The 19056-nt window shown below is 54.7% G+C and carries 16 protein-coding genes; 1 reads left to right on the top strand and 15 read right to left on the bottom strand.

Translation table 11 applies throughout. From position 1 onward, the window contains the following. Positions 1 to 13: 13 nt before the first annotated feature. From CPJ18_RS25695 to CPJ18_RS25630, 14 genes are all read right to left on the bottom strand, one after another. On the bottom strand, positions 14 to 787 hold the full coding sequence (locus tag CPJ18_RS25695) for an ABC transporter ATP-binding protein (protein WP_245445503.1): 774 nt from the start codon (positions 785 to 787) through the stop codon (positions 14 to 16). An 89-nt stretch (positions 788 to 876) separates the two neighbouring features. Next, positions 877 to 1743 carry an alpha/beta hydrolase gene (locus CPJ18_RS25690; RefSeq protein WP_103660425.1) on the bottom strand — a complete coding sequence of 289 codons (867 nt, stop codon included), beginning with the start codon at positions 1741 to 1743 and terminating at the stop codon, positions 877 to 879. Between the two features lie 119 nt (positions 1744 to 1862). Continuing rightward, entirely contained in the window at positions 1863 to 3989 is a 2127-nt protein-coding gene (locus CPJ18_RS25685) for a TonB-dependent siderophore receptor (protein ID WP_103660398.1), read from the bottom strand. A gap of 473 nt (positions 3990 to 4462) precedes the next feature. Further along, a complete protein-coding gene (locus CPJ18_RS25680) occupies positions 4463 to 6001 on the bottom strand; it encodes a putative N-acetylmannosamine-6-phosphate 2-epimerase (RefSeq protein WP_103660397.1) in 1539 nt (512 codons plus the stop codon). Then, the gene (gene nagB, locus CPJ18_RS25675; protein ID WP_103660396.1) at positions 5998 to 6753 is read right to left on the bottom strand and encodes a glucosamine-6-phosphate deaminase; all 756 of its coding nucleotides are present in this window, start codon (positions 6751 to 6753) and stop codon (positions 5998 to 6000) included. Before nagB ends, CPJ18_RS25680 begins: the two co-directional genes overlap by 4 nt. A gap of 11 nt (positions 6754 to 6764) precedes the next feature. Continuing rightward, complete coding sequence (locus CPJ18_RS25670; protein ID WP_103660395.1) at positions 6765 to 7865, bottom strand: ABC transporter ATP-binding protein; 1101 nt, start codon at positions 7863 to 7865, stop codon at positions 6765 to 6767. After that, the gene (locus CPJ18_RS25665) at positions 7862 to 8671 is read right to left on the bottom strand and encodes a carbohydrate ABC transporter permease (protein WP_103660424.1); all 810 of its coding nucleotides are present in this window, start codon (positions 8669 to 8671) and stop codon (positions 7862 to 7864) included. The genes CPJ18_RS25670 and CPJ18_RS25665 overlap by 4 nt, the downstream gene beginning before the upstream one ends. Next, complete coding sequence (locus CPJ18_RS25660) at positions 8671 to 9543, bottom strand: carbohydrate ABC transporter permease (RefSeq protein ID WP_103660423.1); 873 nt, start codon at positions 9541 to 9543, stop codon at positions 8671 to 8673. Before CPJ18_RS25660 ends, CPJ18_RS25665 begins: the two co-directional genes overlap by 1 nt. 59 nt (positions 9544 to 9602) lie before the next feature. Next, positions 9603 to 10895, bottom strand: coding sequence for an ABC transporter substrate-binding protein (locus CPJ18_RS25655; protein WP_103660394.1), 1293 nt, complete (start codon positions 10893 to 10895; stop codon positions 9603 to 9605). 57 nt (positions 10896 to 10952) lie between these two features. After that, entirely contained in the window at positions 10953 to 11966 is a 1014-nt protein-coding gene (locus CPJ18_RS25650) for a Gfo/Idh/MocA family protein (protein WP_103660393.1), read from the bottom strand. 301 nt (positions 11967 to 12267) lie between these two features. After that, positions 12268 to 13089, bottom strand: coding sequence for a MurR/RpiR family transcriptional regulator (locus CPJ18_RS25645; RefSeq protein ID WP_103660392.1), 822 nt, complete (start codon positions 13087 to 13089; stop codon positions 12268 to 12270). Between the two features lie 29 nt (positions 13090 to 13118). Further along, positions 13119 to 14261 carry a GNAT family N-acetyltransferase gene (locus CPJ18_RS25640; RefSeq protein ID WP_103660391.1) on the bottom strand — a complete coding sequence of 381 codons (1143 nt, stop codon included), beginning with the start codon at positions 14259 to 14261 and terminating at the stop codon, positions 13119 to 13121. Between the two features lie 49 nt (positions 14262 to 14310). Further along, on the bottom strand, positions 14311 to 15471 hold the full coding sequence (gene nagA, locus CPJ18_RS25635) for an N-acetylglucosamine-6-phosphate deacetylase (protein ID WP_103660422.1): 1161 nt from the start codon (positions 15469 to 15471) through the stop codon (positions 14311 to 14313). Positions 15472 to 15760: 289 nt separating this feature from the next. Further along, the gene (locus CPJ18_RS25630; RefSeq protein WP_103660421.1) at positions 15761 to 16984 is read right to left on the bottom strand and encodes an ATP-binding protein; all 1224 of its coding nucleotides are present in this window, start codon (positions 16982 to 16984) and stop codon (positions 15761 to 15763) included. Between the two features lie 1117 nt (positions 16985 to 18101). Here CPJ18_RS25630 and CPJ18_RS25620 point away from each other — a divergent pair. Next, the gene (locus CPJ18_RS25620; protein ID WP_246670419.1) at positions 18102 to 18326 is read left to right on the top strand and encodes an EAL domain-containing protein; all 225 of its coding nucleotides are present in this window, start codon (positions 18102 to 18104) and stop codon (positions 18324 to 18326) included. A gap of 529 nt (positions 18327 to 18855) precedes the next feature. On the opposite strand, the gene CPJ18_RS27065 is transcribed toward CPJ18_RS25620, so the two are convergent. Further along, positions 18856 to 19056, bottom strand: a 201-nt coding sequence (locus CPJ18_RS27065; RefSeq protein WP_206780942.1) for a hypothetical protein, incomplete at its 5' end; no start/stop codon positions are given.

The raw sequence follows: 19056 nt of genomic DNA, 5'->3' as shown, positions 1-19056 counted from the left end.
CTGGGAGCAAACCTCAGCACGCATAGGCCAGCGGATATGGCAGGTGCGGAACGGAAACCACATCCATGTCGATCCCGTAGATGGCATGGAGTGTTTTCGGCAGCAGAATTTCCCCCGGCGTCCCGCTTGCCACCACTCGCCCGCCTTTCAGCGCGTGAATTCGGTCGCAGAAGCGAGCGGCCATGTTGATGTCGTGCAGCACGACAATGACGCTGCGCCCATGCTCGCGTGCCAACTGGCGCACCAGAGAGAGCACCTCGACCTGATGGGCGATATCCAGCGCCGCGGTCGGCTCATCCAGCAGCAGACATCCGGCATCCTGCGCGATCAGCATGGCAATCCAGGCCCGCTGTCGTTCGCCACCGGAGAGTGTTCCGACCACACGTTCGGCAAAAGCCTCGATATGCGTTGCGACAATGGCCGCCTCCACCTTTTCCTTGTCGAGAGCAGAGAACCGGCCAAGAGCGCCGTGCCAAGGATATCGCCCGCAACCGACGAGTTCCCGGATCGTCATGTCCGATCCAGTCCCAAGATCCTGAGGCAGATAGGCGACGGACCGCGCAAAGTCGCGGCTATGATATTGCGCCAAGTCTCGACCATTATAGGTAATCGATCCTGCGGTCGGCGTGATCTGCCGTGCAAGAATTTTCAAGAGGCTGGATTTGCCCGATCCATTGTGACCGACTAAAGCCACGACCTCTCCTGCCGGAAAATCGAGACTGACATTTGACAGGATTGCGCGCTCGTCGATCATAAGACCGACGTTGTTGATTGCAAACGCTCGCATTGTGTCAGGCCCCTTCTGAGCTAGCTGTACCGAGACCACGTCACCTCCTCTATCAACATTAAACGGAACGGCGAAAACGAAGGTGCTTGTCACGCATTCGTAGCTATCACTTCAAAGGCAATGCCGACGGCACGATTGACGGCCGGTCCGACGACGGACATGTGGGTCTGCCCTGCAAAAACTTCGAACTGCGTGCGAATGCCGTCAACGCTATTCAATCGTTCTGCCATCTCCTTGGCCAATGCCACAGTCCGTTCAGCTTTCCGCTTGTCCAGGCGCGATGCTGCATCTTCGTTTTGGTACTGAAAGGGCGCTAGTTCATCGCCCTCATGTTCACCGGCCGAAAGATGCAGGAAAGTCGAACGTCCTATACTCTTGCGGTTGGCCTCATTGTTATGGATTTCACTGCCTTCCCAATAGATAGTCGGGCTCGCGGCAATCCAGTTGGCAAAGAGGTCTGGACGTTCAAAAAGAGCGTAGAGCGTGAAAAGACCGCCAAAAGAATGCCCGAAAAGCGATCGACGCTCCCTATTGATTGGCAGCCGATCGGCAAGCAGAGGCAACAGTTGTTTTTCGATGAAGTCGAGGAGTTCCCCTGTCCCACCAATACGGACCGGTGGACCACCTTCGAAATAAGGCGAATAGGATTTGACCGGCGGAGGACCTAGGTCCCACGCCCTTCGCAACGCATCATAGGGTTCGTCGGACGGATATCCAATTGCCGCGATGACGCCCCAACCGACATTGGTTCCAGTGGGATAAGGCGCTTGCGTCACCAGACTGGCAACCGCAAACGGGAAGGTCGCATTGCCATCGGTCATGACGAGAAGGGGCCATCCCTCGGCAGGCGGGTCTCCTGCGGGCATATACAAGAATATACGATACGGTTCGCGGCCCGTTGATGGTTCTAGGTCGAAGTGAAGGGTTCCGGGCAACGCATATCGCTCTTCAGTCATGCTCATCTCGCTCTGGGTTTTTCATGGGCACCATTTGATCGATCTCTAAGCATTCGTTCCGGCCTGAGTGTTATCTTTAGGGTGACCGCATCGATTGGTTAATGCTGTGGTTGACCCCGTCACCACTTATACTTCAGCGAACCTAAAACCGTGCGGCCCTGGCCGAAGTAGCAGTACCCCCCATTGCAAACCTGCTCTTGACGGCCTGCAAGGTTTGTTGCGCTCACGGCAAGCGAAAGACCTTTCAGGTCAGGCGACTTCACGCCGAAATCATAGGAGAGCGAAGCATCAAAATAGACTGCGCCGGCATTCTTGGCCGTATTGATGTCATCGGTAAAGGATTCGCTTGTTGCACGTATTCCACCACCGATGCTGAAACCACCGATAATCAGATCTTCCGCTACGGTGTAATTGGCCCACAACGAAGCCATATGCCGGGGCGTCGTTGTCGGCGTGTTACCAATGATGGAGCTGTCGAGATTTCCCGTAATTTCTCCATGGGTATAGGTGTAGGCAGCGATCAGACTGATACCGTTGTCAAACGTAGTGCGGCCTTCGACCTCAAAGCCGGTGAAGGTATTTTCACCCGAATTTTCATAGAGAAAGAGCGGAGCGGAATAGCCCGCATATTGTGGCTTGCCTGTTTCGACCAGCTTATAGACCGAAGTGCTGAGAGAATAATTTTCACCATCGGGCTGATATTTTATCCCGGCTTCAATTTGGCGGCCTTTCGTAGGATCAAGCACGCCACCATTCGCGGAACGCTGCGTCGAGGGCACAAAGGAGGTTCCGTAGCTCACATAGGGAGCAAGGCCATTGTCGAAGAGATAGAGGAGCCCAACCTGTCCGGACAGAGCGCCGTCATCTTTCTGGGCACCTGTCGCAGCGACTTTGTCCCGTGTTTCCTGATGCAGCCAGTCGTAGCGCAGGCCGCCGACGAAACGCCAATTTCCGATTTCCGCCTGCTCTTGCGCGTAAAGTCCCGTCTGGCGGAGATCGTTACTGGTGAAGCCCGTTAGTGCGGGAGATAGTGCGGAGCCGATATCAGCTGGGAGCGTCGAACCATATCCGTCGGCGAAATCCGAATTTACACTGGTAGAATCTAATCCCGCGAGGAGCGTATGGGAAATGGCGCCGGTATCGAATTTGGCCTGAAACTGGTTATCAATCTGATAGGCGCGCACTTTGTCAGTTACAGCTGCAGTGGGCCAAGGATCGGCGGGAGCGCTGAACATGGTTCGACGGTCTGCATATCGCGCCCTCAGTTCAAGATCGCTCGCTCGTGCGTTTTGTCTAAACGTAAGGCCATTATCAAATTCATGCTCCAACTGATAGCCCAGCTGATACTGCCGAACCTTCTGGTAGTCGTAATCCGGGTCGCTGACGCGATAAATTTTTCCGTCGTTCTCGAAAGTCCAAGCACTCGATTCAGTTTCGGTATCCTGAGCCAGGCCGTAGATTGTGAATTTGGTCGCCTCGGTCGGTTCCCATGTGAATGATGGCTGTAGCAGGTAGCGGTCATCCTGGATGTCGTAGTTGCTCTCCCCTTGACGAACGAGACCAACGACGCGGTAGAACAGTTCGTCGCTTTCGCCGACTGGTCCACCAAAATCGAACGCCGCCTGCTTGCGCCCAATGGTGCCGTACTGAACCTCGATCTCGTGATGCGCATCCTTTAGAGGAAGCTTGGAAATCTTGTTGACGATGCCGGCAGCGCTCGCAGCTCCGTACATGACTGAGACAGGACCTTTCATAACTTCAACACGGTCGAGCGTGTAAATCTCGGTCGTGAAAGCACCGTAGTTCATCACGGGCTGGCGCAATCCGTCCCGGAAATCACCGCTCTCAGTTGTTTCGATCCCTCGAATAGTAATCTGGTCAAATCGCGGGTCGTAGCCGAAACCACCCGTACTCACCCCAGAACTGTACCGCGTTGCTTGAACCATGTCAGTCGCGCCGCGCTGTTCCATTTCCTTCCGTGTGACAACAGAAATCGACCGCGGTGTCTCCACCAACGGCGTGTCGGTTTTTGAGGCCGAGACGGCGCGTGTTGGAACGATGGTATCATTGTCCTCACTGATCGTCCTTCCGGAGCCTTGTATAATGATTGTCTCAAGTTGTGTCGCACCGCCAGCGGCATCCTGCGCAGATGCGATGCAAGGCGCGAAACCTGTAGTCATCGCACCAGCGAGTATTGTGGAGGTTAGAAGATTGCGACTCGGGAAATGGTCGAAAGAAAAATTCATTGCCCTATCCTCTTCGGCAAGCGGCAGATTTCGGTAGTGATCCGGAAGGTCACAGATGAAGGGGAGCAGCGAGGAAGGTCGCCGAGCGGTATGTTCGCCAACCCGACCTATAAGAACTGAATTTGTGACAATCAACAAATATGATAATTAAAATCAACTTTCCTGGGGAAAGCGGCAAATCCTTGGGACAGCTCAAACGGTGGTGTCCCAACTCAAGCGAGTATCTCCAACTCTCATAGGCGCGATAGCTTAACCGCAGACTGACCAAGCCTTGACGGCGGTTCTACCTGCCTGCCTTGAACAGATGTGAACCGTCGGAACAAGGATCGCCAACATGCCACACCATTGACAAATATAAGGATTGCGGCGGTCAATATTTTCTATTGGAGTGAATGTCCTCAAATTTTATGCTTGGATGGCCACTCAACCTTTTGTAACTCCAAGCCTCAAATTATCCTTCCAGATCGCTTGGCTTATTGTGCGATTGCCAAATCTGCTATTCCAATAATCCCAGCTTTCGATCCCAGGGTTGCCGCTTCCACGTATGGTATTGCTGATGGCGCAAGCGCTATAATTTCCGCTCTCACTTTTTCCAGAAATCCGGTGGCCAGCCCCACACCGCCGCCAACAACGATCCGCGCTGGATCGATCGAAAGCTGAATGTCGCAGCAAAGAAGAGCAAACCGTTTGGCAACGCCGTTGACGATCCCGTTTGCCCAGTCTTGGCCTGATTGGGCCGCTTCGAAAACTGCCTTGGGATCGCATTCATGGCCCAGACGCTTTGCTTCGGCTGCGATCCATGGACCGCAGATCTGACTTTCGAGCGGGAGATCGGATCCGGACGATCCGCGCATCTGTCCGAAGTGGCCGGCGACGCCGCGTAGAAGATGGCCGCCAGAAACGATGCCACCGCCAAGTCCCGTAGAAACAGTGATGAACACGAGATCGGACTGATCTGCCTTCGCTTTGAACTCGCCCCAGGCAGCAGCCTGTGCATCGTTGACGACCATGACCGGCAGCCCGAGGAGGTCCTTTGCTCGCGCCTCCAATGGGAATTCCCCCTCAATGCCGAGAGTTGCCTTGTTCATGGCGCGCCAGTGTCCGTGGCGGACTGCACCGGTGACCGCAATACCGGCAGAGGTATAACGCCCGGCCCAAGGCTTCACAGCTTCGGCGATTGAAGCGAGCCATCCTTCGGGCCCCCCGTTGCGATCGGTTGCGAACGTGAGGCTGTCGAGAACTTGATCGCTCTGAACAAGCGAGGCCATGATTTTTGTCCCGCCAAGGTCAACTGCCAGAACGACGGGCGCGGGCGAGTAGATCTCATCAAGGGCCTCACGAAACCAGGCCGTTACATGTTCCGTCCTGGTAATTGCGGATCCGACAACGACGCACGCGGCCCCTGCCCGCGCCGCAGCCTGGGCCTGTTCAAGGGTGCGAATTCGCCCTTCCGCAATCACATGCGGGGTCAGCTCTCGCAGCGCTGCGACAAGTACGATATCGGGATCGACCGGCTCCGGGCCTCCTGTATAGCCCGACATCGTTGAACCTACGAAATCGACCCCGGCGGCAAGAGCGCGGCGAGCATCATCGATGCAGCTACAATCCGCCATTGACAGCTTACCGGCATCACGGACGGCCTGAGCCAGATCTTCAAGGCTGACGGGGCGAATGCGGTCCGTTGCATCGAAAGCGATGATGTCGGCACCAGCTTCTGCAAGTGCGGCGACGTCGTGAAGGAATGGCGTGATCCGGACCGGACTGTCGGCAAGATCCCGCTTTATCAGGCCGATGACCGGGGCGTCGGTGGCGGCACGCACGGCCGCCACATAGCGTGCAGACTCAATGCGAAGCGCAGATGCGCCGGAGGCCATGGCCGCAAGCGCAAATGCCACCACAAACTGGCTATCATCCATGGCACCGCCAGGAACAGGCTGACATGAGACAATCAGAGCGTTCTTGAGCGTGTCTTTCAGACCGCTTGCGTGGTTGTCGGCATCTTCGCGTGTCATGCTCCAAGCTCCGATACTTGCGCGCGCTCCAGTTTCTGCGCCGCTGCTTTGTCCAATACGAAGGTAGTGTTGGTGTGCCTCAAGAGAGCAGACCCAGGAACATCCGCCGAGACAGGCCCCTTGACGCTGGCCGCGACCGCACTCGATTTCTCGGCGCCGGTCGCAAGAACGATGATCCGACGGCTTTCGAGGATAGTACCGATTCCCATTGTTATGGCGTGCGATGGCTGTGTTTTGTCCGACGCGAAATAGGCGGCATTCGCTTCAATCGTCGACTGGGCCAGTGCAACGCGGCGAGTTCGTGACTCATGGCTAGAGCCCGGCTCGTTGAAGCCGATATGAGCGTTCCGGCCGAGACCAAGCAGCATGACGTCAATACCGCCGGTCTCGGCGATCAGGGCGTCGTATCGCCTGGCTTCCGCATCGGCGTCTTTCGCCGAACCGTCGGGGATATGTGCATGGGCGGGATCGATATCGACATGCCAAAAGAAATTCTTGCGCATATAGAACGCGTAGGAAGCCGGGTCTTCGGATGATAGGCCGAGATACTCGTCGAGATTGAATGTGGTGAGCCCGCCATAGGATCCGCGTCCACCGGCGAACTCCTCGGCCAGATAAGCGTAGACGGGAAGCGGTGTTCCGCCTGTCGGGAGGCCGAGAACGCTGTCGGGCTTGTCGGAAATTTGCCGCAAAAGCATATCCGCAACAGCCGTGGAGGCATCCGCAGCCGTGTCCTTGATGATGATCTTCATGGGTATTCCGTTTAGTTAAGTCGTTTTCCGTTCGCCGCGTCGAACAGCGAGACCTTATCGGTGGCGATCTGCACTCTCACCGTCTGTCCAGCCTTCGTACTGCCTGTTTCTAGGCGTGCGGTGACTTTCTGGCCATTGACGGAGAGGATGACGTTGTCTTCAGGTCCTGTGGATTCGACCAGATCAACGAGGGCTTCGTGCCCCTCTTGATCGGGGCCAACGAGTTTGATGTGCTCGGGACGGACACCGAGAATAATCTCGTCGCCTCTTTCTAGCGGTAACTCGTTGAAGGGCAGCGAAAGCGTCCAGTCTTTTCCATCGCTGAAACTCACGCCCTCGGCAGCAGTGGTCAACGTTCCGGTCATGAACTGCATGGATGGGGAGCCGACAAATCTCGCAACGAAGGTATTTGCGGGCTTATGGTAAACCTCAAAAGGGGTTCCGATCTGCTGGATGTCGCCCTTGTTCATAACCACGATCCGGGTCGCCAGTGTCATGGCCTCGATTTGGTCGTGGGTCACATAGACCATCGTCTTGCCGATACGCTCGTGCAGACGCTTGATTTCGGCACGCGTCTCGACGCGTAGAGTTGCGTCGAGATTGGAGAGCGGTTCATCGAAGAGAAAGACCTTTGGGTCGCGCACGAGGGCGCGTCCGATGGCAACACGTTGACGCTGACCACCGGACAGTTCGCGAGGCTTGCGTTGAAGCAAGGGCTCGATCTGCAAAAGACGAGCCACATCGGCGACCTTCTCGGCAATCGCTTCTTTCGATAATCTCCGCATACGAAGCGGGAAACCGATATTCTGCGCGACCGACATGTTTGGATAGAGTGCATAGGACTGAAACACCATCGCGATATCGCGCTCGCGTGTCGGAATATTCGTAACCTGTCGACCCTCAATGAAGATCTGACCTGAATCAATTGGATGCAGACCGGCAATAGCGTGGAGCAAGGTCGACTTCCCGCACCCCGACGGTCCAAGGAGAACGATAAACTCTCCCTCCGAAACTTCGACGTCGATGCCTTTTAGGACGGTATAGTCCCCGTAAGCTTTGGTGATTTTCTGAAGAGACAGAGAGCTTTTGTTTGTTGGGGTCATGCCGATCATCCTTTGATACTACCGAGCGACATGCCGCGCACGACTTGTCCTTGAACGAGCATGCCAAGCACCAGCATCGGCAGCATAACGAGGGTGGCAGCCGCCGTAAGAGGGCCCCACTGGACGCCTTGGAACGTCAGGAACGAGGTGATGCTTACGGGCAGCGTCTGGGTGTCACGACCGGTCAGGACCAGAGCGACGAAGAATTCATTCCAGGTGAAAAGGACGTTGAGAATAAGGGTTGCAACGATGCCACCCTTGGCCACGGGCAAGAACACGTTCCAGAAAATCGTAAATTCTCGAGCTCCGTCAACCTTCGCAGCGTCACGCAATTCCCGCGGAATATCCTCGAAGAATGTGATGAGGAGCGAGATGGCGAACGGCACGTTGATGAATGCGTAGACAGCGATGATCACCCAGTGGTTATTCAACAGCTTGAGTTGTGCGGCGAGGAAGTAGGTAGGGATGATAAAAATAAGGGGTGGCGCGATACGCAGGCTGAGCACGAACTTCTCATTCTTTCGTCTCACTGGCTCCTCTTGTGCGACGAGGCCGTAGGCTACCAGCGCTCCAATTCCAACTGAGATGACACTGGCGCTGAAGGAGACAATCACGCTGTTGAAGAACGCCCGGACGAATGACCCATTGTTGAGAATGCGCTGGTAGTTCTCCCAGGTTGGTTCGAAGAACCAGACAGGCGGGATTGCGAAAGCATCCTTGGTTGACTTGATCGACGTTACGACAACCCAATAGAGCGGGAAGAGAACTGCAACGAGGAGGATCGCGATCGCGACATAAAACACCAGTTTACGCATCATGCGGCTCCCCTCGCCTGAGCCTTGAAGGCCAGATTGTAAAGCAGAAGCAGGGCGACATTCGTGAAAATTGTCAGCACCATCGCGATGGTGAGAGAATAGGAAATGTCGAAGTTGGTGAAAGCTGAAATATAGCCGTAGAGATTGAGTGTTTCGGTCGACAGGGCCGGCCCCCCACGTGTCATGATATAGAAAATATCAAAGGTCTTGACGCTGTCGATGCCGCGAATCAGGGCCACGACAAGCAAGGCACGCTGCAGCGCAGGGAGCGTGATGTACCAGAGCACCTGCCACTCGCGGGCTCCGTCAACGCGGGCCGCATTTTGTGGGTCTCCTGGCAGGGATTCTAGCGACGCCATGGTCAGTAGGACCACAAACGGTGTCCATTGCCAAACATCTGCAATCATCACTGAGTATAGTGCGACGCTTGGATTGCCGAGCCAGTCGATCGGTCCAAGATTGACCAGCGAAAGAACATAATTGGCCATGCCGCTCGAAGGATCGAACATGAAGCGCCAGGTCAAACCGACAACAATCGGGGTCATGACGATCGGCACGAGCATGATGGCGCGCGCAATCTTCTTGCCAAAGAATTCTTTGTCGAGCAGCAGCGCGATGGCAAGCCCCAGGACCAGCTCGATGGCGGTGGCGCAGATCGTAAACAGAACGGTTCGCCACAGTGCGCTTAGACCACGCGAGTCGAACAGCAACCGGATGTAGTTGTCGAAACCGATGAACTGCTGGGCTCCGGGCCGCAGTAGGTTTATGTTATGCAATGTCAACCACAGTACGTAGATCGTGATGACTACCGAAACAGCGCCAAAAAACGCGATCACGGGTTGGTAAAAAAGCTTGGTTGCGTCCCTGTACACGACACGATCCCCTTTTATTGGTGCCACGCCTGGCATCGACCGGGCGTGGCTACGGATTGCTATCGGGCCAATGCGGCTTCGTTTGCCGTGTTTGCCTCAGCGAGCGCATCCTTGGCGGAAGCTGTTCCGGCTATGGCCTTGGAGACAGCGATACCAGCGTTGTTGATGATTTCGTTTGCGGCCTGGACAGTTGGCAGATATTGCGGATTGCCTCTGGCGATCGAGGCGAGCATCGCTTCTTTGAAGGTACCGTATCGCTTGTTGAATTCATCGGAATTCATGGCGCCCTGGGACGTAACACCCGAATTCGGAGCAAGGTCGAAGGACTTGATCTGCTGCTGCTTGGCGGTCGCCCACGATGCAAAAAGCCACGCGGCTTCCTTTTGTTGCGACGCGGATGTAACGTAGAGGCTGTGGACGGCAAGAGATGAAGAACCGCCTTTGAGATTGTCGCTCTGCGCGGGAACAGGCACGTAGCCAACCTTTCCGACGACCGACGATACCGAAGGATCTTCGTTGAACGCGCCGTTGACGGTGGCGTCCATAGTCATACCAGCCTTGCCCTGCTGGAAAAGAACACGGTTTTCTTCCCAGCCGAAATTCGCAACGCCGACGGGCCCGTAGTTACGCAGAATATTTGCGTAGGCATCGAGCGACTTCGCTGCCTCTTCGGTACCGAGTGCCGATTTGCCATCCTTGGAAATGAACTCTGCACCGTAACCCCACAGCCAACCAGCCCAGACGTAGACGTTCTCAATGCCCTGCTTGCCACGCATGGTGATGCCGACAATCTTACCGTCCGACTTTTCCTTGATTGTCTTTGCAGCGGTAGTCACGTCGTCGAACGTTTTTGGCGGTTGCAGGCCATACTTTTCAAACAGATCCTTCCGATACATCAGAAAGGTGCTCTCGCCATATACCGGAAGGCCGTAGAGCTTCCCGTCGGCGATACTGGTGTTGAGGTATCCTGGAACGAAGTCGGCCTTGTCGAGATACCTTGGCAGCTTATTGGCGAGATCGTCGAGCGGATCGATGTAGCCGGCCTGAACGAAGCCGGGAATGTAAATTATATTGTTCTCGACGAGATCATATCGACCAGAGCCGGAGGAAAACTCTAAGAGCATCTTGGCGGTTATATCGGACTCCGGCACCACTTCGAGCTGGACCTCAATGCCAGTTTCCTTAGTGAATTCCGGAAGCAAGGCCTGGATCCCGTCAGTCGTTGGATGGCCTTCCATCAGTACCGACAGCTGGATTCCGGCGTATGGCTGGGCTGCGTCTTGCGAAAAGGCCGGGACAGCGGCCGAGGCCGAAAGAGCAAGAGTCAAAGCAAGTAGATGGCGTCTTTTCACGTTATTCCCCTTTTATGATTTTCATGAGTTGCGTTGAATTGACTAGTCGATATCAAGTCAGAGCTTGACCACTTCTCCAGTCTCAGCAGACTGGATGAGAGCACGCGTGAGTTCGAGCGAGCGTATGGCTTCTTCGCCGCTCGCAACGTTCGACGGTCCGCCATCAAGCCATTCCAGGACGCTGGCGAGCTGGATCTTGAGGTCCCCTCCAACGCGCCCGCCGATGATCGGCCAATGCTGGGTATCGATTTCACGTGATGTCTGGTTGTCGGCAAAATAGAGGCCGCTATCTCCGCATTGGACCTCAAACGAGCCCTCGGTTCCGATCAGCTCCATGCGGGCGTCGATCATGTGGCGCGCGCCACCGGGCAGCGACCAGGCGCTTTCGAAGTTGACAACTGTTCCGCCAGAGAAGCGAACAATCCCCGCGATCGTGTCCTGGGTGCCGATTGAGCCCAGCAGAATGTCCGTCTGTTGTGCGTAGACGCTGACAGGCGTCTGCCCTTCCAGCATCCAAAGCACCATGTCAACGTCGTGAACCGTAACGTGCAGTGCGAGCGGAAGAGTGCCTGCATACCGTTTCGGACCTTCTGTCCGGGCGCTGTTGCGGCGCGCGTAGATGTGGATGGGAACACCGATCTGACCCGAAGTGATCAGCTCGCGAGCCTTGTAATAGCGGGGGTCGAAACGTAACAGATAGCCAATGCCGAGCTTGACGTTGTTTGCTTTGCACGCATCGACAATCTTTTGCGCATCTTCGATCGTGGAAGCGATCGGCTTCTCCACAAACAGGTTGATGCCCTTTGCAGCAATTGAAAGCGCAGGCTCGAGATGCAGGTGGTCCGGCGTGCAAATACTGACGAGGTCGAGTTCTTCGGCAGCAAGAAGGTCCAAGTGCGACGCATAGGCCTTGACGTGACTTCCAAGCTCCTTGGCAAGCTGTGTCGCGCGATCGACGTTCTCGTCGACGACTGCAACAAGCTCGGCTCTCGGTTCGTTCGCAAATATCTGCGCATGCATGGAACCCATGAACCCAGCGCCAATAACTGCGATGCGGAATTTACTGCTCATTTCATTTCTCCGTTGTCCTCGGGCTCAAACCGCAGAGCGTCTACGGCGTTTGCAAATCGGCGTTTAATCACGTCGGGGCGGGTGATGGCGGAACCAACAACAACGATAGCAACAGCGTACCGCTCGAGAGGCACGCGTGAGCTGCTTGCCGTATATTCACCATCGCTTAGTTCCTGCTTCTTGTTGAGATAACGCTAAGAGAAATGGCGATATTCGTCAATATTTTTCTTTGGATGAAAATTTTCGTCAAAACAAAAATCAGCAATTCATCTGTCGTTTTAGGTGTCAGATGGTTTGCGAACTATACGCTTCGGTCGGTAACGCTTTGAGCAGTTTCCCGAATAATATCAACACGTTCCGGCGCTGCCTTCGTGATGTACGACACGATCGCGTCAACGATGAGCAACTCACTGATCTTCGACGGATAGGCACCACCGGTAAGGGGCGTTTCAGGCCAAGAAGCGAGTAAAATGAAGTCGCAAACCGCCGCCAGAGGGCTTTTAATGCGGCTGGTTATCCCCACGACACGCGCTCCACGGGCATGAGCGAGTTGCGCGATCTTGACAGTGTCCAGCGTCGATCCAGAGTTCGAAATCAGGAAGAAAACATCTTTCGAACTGGATGTTGCCGCCGCCATCGTCGCAAGATGGGCGTCTCGAGGAATATGGGATTGAAGACCGAGACGTGCGAGCTTGTACTCGAGATATTGCGCTGTGATAGCGGACGCTGCGACGCCAAAAATTTCGATGTGGCTGGCACCCAGGAGTTCATTTGCGACTGTCTCGATGGTTCGGCGATCAAGCAGCCTTTCTGTTTCGCTGAGAGCGGTTCTAGCGGTTTCGATCAGGTCGTTGACCGTGTCGCCTTGCCCACTACTCGCACTGGGCTGCTCCTGAGTTGCAAGTTCCTGAGCTAAAGCAAGCTTGAAGTTCTGGAAGCCGGCAAATCCCAGCTCCCGGCAGAAGCGCATGACACTGGCTTCTGATGACCGTGAATCCTCGGCGAGCTCAGTGATACTCTTGTAAAGGACAGACTTGGGATCCTCCAAGGCATGGTTGGCGACACGCTGCAACGCCCGGGTCATGTTCGGCGCGCGAGAGCGGATGCTGGCAATCAGGGCCATGTGGTGAGTTGGATCCAACTGTCTATTCCTTAAAAGTGCTCACCAACCCAAGGGGTCGGTCCGGAGAAGATATTGCAGCACTGCTTTATCGCCGCGGGTTCTCCTGAAATCCATCCCGCTTTGGCAAGAAATTGCGCGTTGCGGAACCCAGAGTAAAGGGTTGCGAACTGCGCAAGTTCGATCGTGATATCTGCGGAGCCTAACGCATCCTCCTCACAGGTACCGATGCCGCTATCGACGGTCAGAAGAAGCGAGTGCTTCTGTGAAGGTTCAACAACGTCAATCCTCAATCGTCCAGATGAGCACTCATAGCCCCGTGCAGCAAGCGCGAGCTTTGGCGAGAGGATCCGCATTAGGAACTCTTCCTGATGGACAAGACGCCACCCCTTGTCGGGCATTTCGAATGTCAGCGCGTCTTGAGGCGCTCCGTGCCATCGGACACGAGGATAGACCGTTGAGAATGTGCCGAGGAATTTCAGTATCTGCCGTGCGGTTATTCCAGAGAGAGCAGCCCAGTCGCGCAGCACAAGACCCTCCGGATTGCCGGTGTCCAGCACAATATACCCGATATCGTGCCCGTTATCTTCGAAGACATATGTTGCAAGCTCATCGCCAGACGATTGCAGCAGCACGTTCCAGTGAGCCTCGTTGCGATCGAGGACGCCCGCCTCTGTCCGGCAATGCTGCGCGTAGATCGGTTTAATAATCTCCCGGGCCTGCGCCATTTCTACGCGACGGCATTGAATTTGACCTTTAATCTTGTAGAGCTCGCGGGTGTCGGCCTCGTAGACGATTTCGGAGCCAGCCAGTTCAAAGCCAGACTTTCGGTAAAGTGGCCGCGTTGATGCAAAGAGGCTTGCGACCATAGCGCCGCGTCTGATGGCCTCCGACGCTGCGAAGTCCAGGATCGTTCCGGCAATGCCGAGCCCGCGGTACTCGGGGCTGATGGCGACATGTGCGATGTTACAGGCAGGAACTATTTTCCCACTAAACCAGTGGCCTGTTTCTATCAAAGCCAGTACCGCCGCGCGGGAGCCAGCGTGTTCGATGACGTGAAAGTTCGAGAGACCTGTCTGTTCAATATACTCCGTCGTACGGTCACGGCTAAAAGCAAAGGCAGACGCGTAGGCCGCTACAATGAACTCTACGTCGGATTTGGTCGCCACTCTCATAGGCTTTGCCCCTGTGTTCTCTAATGACTTGCCCCGCGTCCCTGAATCGCTAGGGACGCATGAATTTCTTCCCATCAATCCACGTGTCAACATGTTCCAGCTCGCGGCTGAGCACAACAAAATCGGCGATATAAGACGGCTTCAAGGATCCGAAGTATTCATCGACGCCCGCAGCCCTTGCCGGTGCACTCGATGCCAGCGAAATCGCAGCCTCCAGCGAGAGGCCGACAACCAAATGGATAAACCGGATGCTGGTCAGCATATCAACGTCGGCACCCGCAAGAGTGCCATCATCTAGCGTTAGCGTCCCGGCACATCGGTGAATGACCCTGCCATTGAGCTCAAATCTCTTGAGAGAGGTACCAATTGTCTGCATGGCATCTGTGACTAGGAAAATCTGGCCGGGTGAAAGTTTGGCACGGAGTGCCACGCTGATTGTCTTTGGATCAACGTGGATCCCATCTGCGATCAGCCCCGCGTGGACACGGCCATCATCCAGCGCAGCGCCAACGATACCCGGTTCCCTGTTGCCGAGCGGGCTCATCGCATTGAACAGGTGAGTGACCATTGACGCACCCGCATCGAAATAGCTCTTCACGGTCGCAGCGGACGCGTTGCTGTGCCCGATGCTGACGACGACACCTTCCTTGGCAAGGGCCGCGACCTGCTCTGTCGTCACGTTCTCTGGAGCGACAGTCGCGAGGATGAACCCACCCTCCTGGCGATACCCACAGATGAACTGCAAGTCCGAATCCGTCATCGGACGAATGAACGTCGGATTGTGAGCACCTTTCCGTTCCAAGGAAAGATGGGGGCCCTCAAGGTGCAGCCCAAGAAATCCGGGAATACCCTTTGCGCGAGCCTCGCGCCCACCTTCGAGTGCTCGCATAGTGACCTCCGGCGTGTCCGTGATGAGAGTCGGGAGAAGCTTGGTGGTGCCGAAGCAAGCATGCGCCGCAGTAATTGCGCGGATGGCCTCAGCCGACGTCTCCTCTCCAAAGCGAATCCCGCCTCCACCATTGACTTGCAGATCGATGAAGCCAGGGACAATCAGCTGGTCGTCGTAGTCTTGCCGACGACAACCTCTTGGAACTTCATCGATCCCGACAATAGTATCAATCCGTCCATCACTGATCAGAACCGCGCTGTTTTCACACCAGCGAGTACCATCGAAGATACGAGCAGCAGAAACTGCAGTGGGAGCGCTCATCGCCTTGGAAACCTTGTTATGATCATTACGATGTTTCAACGCTAAAACGAATGGAGATAACCGTCAATATAAATTTTTTTTTGAAGTTTTTCGCCAAATTACGTGGCTGACGCTGTCGACCAATGAAACCCAGCCCAATCGTCGCTAAGTCTCGGCCAAGAAAGCCGGTGGCATGAACCCAAATTGTCGATTGCTGCCCTTGAAGGGAACCGAACCTGAGTCTTATTTTTTTGCCGTCGGACTTCCAGGACCGCTCTCGCGTCTGGAGCCTAGAGAGAATCCCCAGGCGCTAATGCCACAACGCCGAAATTGGAACCGCCGATAAACGTTCTCCAAATGGAATTACCTTGTGGTGGTCGTAAAGGACCATGCCTGATACGAAGCGCTCTCCGCATTCCTCGGCCAAAATTCGTAAGCCAGAGAAATCGGAATTTGTGACGGATGCTGCGGCTTTTATCTCGATACCGACAATCCGCCCCCGCCTGTCTTCAACGACAATATCGACTTCATTCTGCTGCTTGTCACGAAAATGCGAAAACTCAAATCGTGTATGTGCGGCACTGGCGAGTTTGAGTATCTCCCCAAAAACGAAAGTCTCGAGCAACGCCCCGAACTGCCTTCTGTCGTCCCGCATTCTCTCGAGAGACAGGTCACGAAGAGATGCGAGCAGACCAGAATCGAGGAAATGTATTTTAGGGGTTTTGGTCAAGCGCTTTAGTTTGTTGGAAAACCAAGGTTGAACGGTTCGGGCGAGGAACAGGCTCTCGAATATACCGACGTATTTCTGGGTTGTGACGTGGTTCATCCCGATGGGGGCGCCAATTCCGGAGTAGTTCACGAGTTGTCCCGAATGCTCAGCTAGAATGCGCAGCAAGCGCGGCATTTGCGCAATCTGCTCGATTTGGGCAACATCACGAACGTCGCGTTGAACGATCGCTTGGATATAATCCGCATACCAGTCGTGTTTGCGGCTCAACGTTTTGCGGCTCAGTGCCTCGGGATATCCACCGGCAAGGACCGCAGCAATCAAGTCGTCACCGATGACGGGTTCTCCGACCTTTGATTCATTTTGAAAGGCGTCGCTCAGGAAGCTGCTGCCCGCGGTTCTGATCTCGCTCTGCGCAAGCGGCAGCAATCGAACGACCTCCATGCGTCCTGCGAGCGAGTCCGCCACACGTGGCAGCGTCATAATATTAGCTGAACCGGTCAGGAGGAACCGTCCCGGGCGCTGGTCGATATCCACACTTTCTTTGATTGCGAGCAACAATTCGGGCGCGCGTTGAATTTCATCGATGACGGCGCGATCTATACGCCTTACGAAGCCAACCGGATCCTGTCGCGCTGCATCCAGAGTGGTCGCATTGTCTAGAGTGTAATACTCCATGGTTTCTTTGGCTATCTTCTTTGCCAGTGTCGTTTTTCCTGATTGTCGGGGACCGACGATCATAATCACCCTTGTGTCTAACATGGCATCGGCAACACGTTGCTCGACGAGTCTTGGATAGAGCATCACGGCCTTATTCCTCTCAATGACCGTTTGAAAATGCATTATTGACTAACTGAAAGTCAATATGTGACCATTTGAAATTCACTTGACGGCTGATTGAAAATATAGGTCCAAACTCGGTGGCACGAGGTAGGCGAGAATTACGCAGGCACCGCCTCTCGCTAATCAATCACCCGAACTGATTTAGCTGAAACGCGCCGAGAGGATGGTCATGAATGATGAGGAAGGCAATTTGTGTACCTCCAATGCTCGGCTGGCACGTCAACTGGGGAGAAATTTCGCCCGCATTCGGTCTTGGGAAACATCAGCAGAACTCAGGAGAATTGCCCAATACGGTTTTGACGCGATATCACGGTGGCTCGCTGACACGGGGCCAAGCCATAGAAGGCCCTCAATCACCTGCAATTCAACAAAGACACGCAGCCGCGCAAAAGTCTTTCAAAAAAAAGCACGCCTGACGCGGCAAAAACCAGTTATCGATCAAAGCCCGGTCCGAAGCCCAAGCCCATCGAAGAGTTACCAGAACCGCTTTTCGAGACTTATGAGGAACCGATATCTTTTCAGGCTGCTCTCCAATTCCATATCGACCGTTTCGGTGAGAGCTATTACCATTTGCATCGCGCCATATTCCGAGACGGTGACGCTCTTGAAGCAACGACCTTGTTGAGCTGGTTGAAGGGAACGAAGGTGCCGCGCAGTGTGGCAACCTGGACATTCTCAATCGAATAGAGCGGCGCTACCGACTGCCAATTGGTTATTTCAAGGAAAAGCTTCCGCATCAGTCTCGTGCCGGGGTCGGATATGATGTCGGTGACGATGTATCTCCTGCAGAGCGTCGACGTCTGGCAAGGCATCTGCCGGATGACTTCAACTTATTGCCGGAGGAAAAACGTGCTGAAATTCTTGAATGGGTAAGGCGCGTAATCTTAACCGGTGCGACGGACTATCGTCGTATCAAGGGCTGGCGACGAAGCAGCGTTATGCCATCCGCGTCCCTGGCGTGACGTCACAGACCGATGACCTCACCCCGTAAGATGGTTGATAGCTGTAAAGACGAGCCGGAAGACCCCGATATGCTTTCAGGGGTAGCCTCCAGCATCTCGAGCAGCTTTCGTCTGATGTTCTGAAGATCGACAAATCGTTCGTTGACAGTATTGGTATCTCATCACCGAAAAGCATGGTGATCCATCATATCATCGAAATGGCGAAATTGCTTGGAGCACGCATCGTCGCGGAGGGGGTGGAGCGGTCTGAACAAGCGGAATACCTCAGGGTAAAGGGGTCGAATTCGGACAGGGGTGGCTGTTCAGTCGTGCGTTGCCAAAAGACGAGTTTGCGAACTTTCTGATCAAGTGAGGGACGTCCCTAGGTAGAAGATTCAACGGATACGAAAACTATTTCGCTTTAGTTTTAGTTATTTCTACCGCCTTCATCCCATCCGGCATCATCTGCATGATCTCGATGCGATGAGCGTCGGGATCCTCGACGATTTGTCTGATGGTCTTGCCGATGTCGGCCTTCCTGAGTTTCCCTCCGGGTCGCTCACGCATCTGCAACCGTTGTAGGCGCTGGTCAGACTGATGAGATTTGTGATGGCCGCCATTGTATTCTGGATATCCTAAGCCCGGGACGCCACTCCTACTGACTTGCGACGGGATTAGATCTAGAAGGCATTGCTGAAGGCATTGAGACCGCCGAACAGGAAGACCTGATGCGTCAATACGCATGCGATGAAGGACAGGGCTATCTCTACGGACGACTAATGACAGCGAACGACTTCACGCGCCTTTACCTCGCGACATCTATGAATCAAACTATGATCAATATTTTAAAATCAATCGCGTAAAACATTCGAGTCAATTTTTGGTGCTCAGAGCTCACAGACGTGATCCTCCATACTCTTCGCTGAGCATACTGACTGTCGAGGATGAGGTAGTCGTCGCCACAATGATTGAGGACATTCTGGCCGATGTCCGGTTTCTGATACCGACAGTTATTGGTCCGTCTTGATCGGCCTGAACTGAACCATAAAGCGTGTTCCCGGCGATGTGTTCATCCAATGCGGAGAGCCGCCCAGT

Source organism: Agrobacterium rosae (genome assembly GCF_002915175.1).
Taxonomy (GTDB): Bacteria; Pseudomonadota; Alphaproteobacteria; order Rhizobiales; family Rhizobiaceae; genus Agrobacterium; species Agrobacterium rosae.
Note: the sequence above shows the minus strand (reverse complement) of the source record. Positions and strands in the feature narration are given on the sequence as shown.